This is a genomic window from Glycomyces sp. MUSA5-2, from assembly GCF_037034145.1.
Taxonomy (GTDB): Bacteria; Actinomycetota; Actinomycetes; order Mycobacteriales; family Micromonosporaceae; genus Glycomyces; species Glycomyces artemisiae.
In genome coordinates, this window is record NZ_JBAGKG010000027.1 from 1 (window position 1) to 994 (window position 994).

Sequence of the window (994 nt, forward strand, 5' to 3'; positions counted from 1 at the left end):
GTCATTGGAACTGCTCCTCAATCGTTGACGTAGTAGGTGCGCAGGCGGCCGCACATGCCGAAGGCGCGCTCGCCTTCGGAGGGGACCGCCTGGCGGACTCGGGCTTCGCCGAGGTGGGCGAGGTCGCCTCGGGCGACCGCCCTGGTCAGGGCCAGTGATCGTTCGGCCTGCGCGAGCGGTTTCTCACGCACGAGCGGTCCCCAGTACTCGGCCCGGGCGAGGACGAGCGCGCCGGCCGCTGCGTGGAAGTCCTCAAGCGGTCCTGGGTCACCTTCGAGGACCGCGTCGCGCAGCGCCTCGAATCCGGTCACTGCGAGGTCCCGGCGCCTCGCTACACGCGCGCTTCGGTTGTACGAGTCGCCGATCGAGGCCGCTTCGTCGTAGGCGGCGGGATCGGCGAGGGTCTCGGAGGGGAACGTCATGACCGCGTCGCCGGCCTCGGGCAGGCCGGCATTGCTCATCAACACGACGACCTTGAGACCACCGCGGTTCACAGCACGGTGGATCGTGCCGGGCGTGAACCACACGACCGATCCCGCACGGAGCTCGGTCTCGTGGAAGCCCGCGCTGTCGATCGCCTGGAGCGCCCCTCGGCCCTCGACGACGATGTACGCCTCCGTGGAGACCAAATGCATGTGGGGGCTGCCACCGCACACACCGTCAGGCGCCGCGTCCTCGTACACGTCCAAGTGCGACAGCGACGTCCCGCCGGGGAAGGTGAAGGTCATGACGCCGCCTCAGCGAGCGAGCGCTGCTTCTCGTAGAAGTGCGGGGCGCGCTCCACGAGTCGGCCGGACCGGTAGTAGGGGTCGTCGGCCTGGAGCGGCAGGGCCACGAACGCCCGCTCGATGCCCGCCTTGTAGATCGCGGTGACGACCTCGATCGCCGCCTTGCCGTCCCGCCCGTCCGCGATCGGCCTGCGCCCCTCGCGGATCGCGGCCAGGAGGTCGCCGATCTGCCCCGCGTGCCCGGTGTGGCGCAGCGGCTCGCGCCG

At 70.7% G+C, this 994-nt stretch carries 1 protein-coding gene and 1 pseudogene; both read right to left on the reverse strand.

Annotated elements, in window-relative coordinates; all coding sequences use genetic code 11:
• Nucleotides 1-17 precede the first annotated feature (17 nt).
• Nucleotides 18-728: a cupin domain-containing protein gene (locus WA640_RS28680; protein ID WP_335992386.1), complete on the reverse strand. Its 711-nt coding sequence runs from the start codon at nt 726-728 to the stop codon at nt 18-20.
• A pseudogene (locus tag WA640_RS28685) lies at nt 725-994 on the reverse strand (Gfo/Idh/MocA family protein); the annotation flags it as partial. The pseudogene WA640_RS28685 and the gene WA640_RS28680, both read right to left, overlap by 4 nt.